This is a genomic window from Paraburkholderia sp. SIMBA_027 (genome assembly GCF_046535315.1).
Classification (GTDB): Bacteria; Pseudomonadota; Gammaproteobacteria; order Burkholderiales; family Burkholderiaceae; genus Paraburkholderia; species Paraburkholderia tropica.
Genome location: NZ_JAWRWY010000109.1, coordinates 1 through 447, shown reverse-complemented (window position 1 = coordinate 447; position 447 = coordinate 1). Strand labels below are relative to the sequence as shown.

Genomic DNA, 447 nt, shown 5'->3' with positions numbered 1-447 from the left:
AACGGCGCGTTCAGGGCTTCTTTAATCAGCGAGCCTGCTATGGCATCCAGCCAGTCAGTGCGTAACGGTAGTGTATGACCGCGCAACTGTGCCAGCGCCATCGCATGCAGATGAGCGGCAGCCATATCCGCGGTAGAAGCGGGCAATTTGTGCTGGCGCAAACGGGTAAGGATAGTTTTTAGCAGTTGTTCACCGGCCTTCTGCAAGCCCCACTGCCAGCACCAGTTTTGCCATACCGGGGCAGGCATTCCTGAAAGGTATCCTGCCAGCACATCAAGGCGCTTTTCACTGTAGGGTGTGAGATAACAACCTGTAACGGCATCTGCCAGCGAGGGCAATTCTGGCTTGTTAATTTTCTGAGGGCATTCGCGCCACATCTTTGCCAGTGCCGGAGCGTGCCAGCCACCGCAGACAACTAACACGTCGCCATTATTTTGCTGCATCGCC

The 447-nt window shown here is 55.5% G+C and carries 1 protein-coding gene; it reads right to left on the bottom strand.

The annotated features are described in order from the left end of the window. A partial coding sequence (locus tag SB764_RS38350) for a DUF5682 family protein (RefSeq protein ID WP_410866511.1) occupies nucleotides 1–447 on the bottom strand: 447 nt, incomplete at both ends.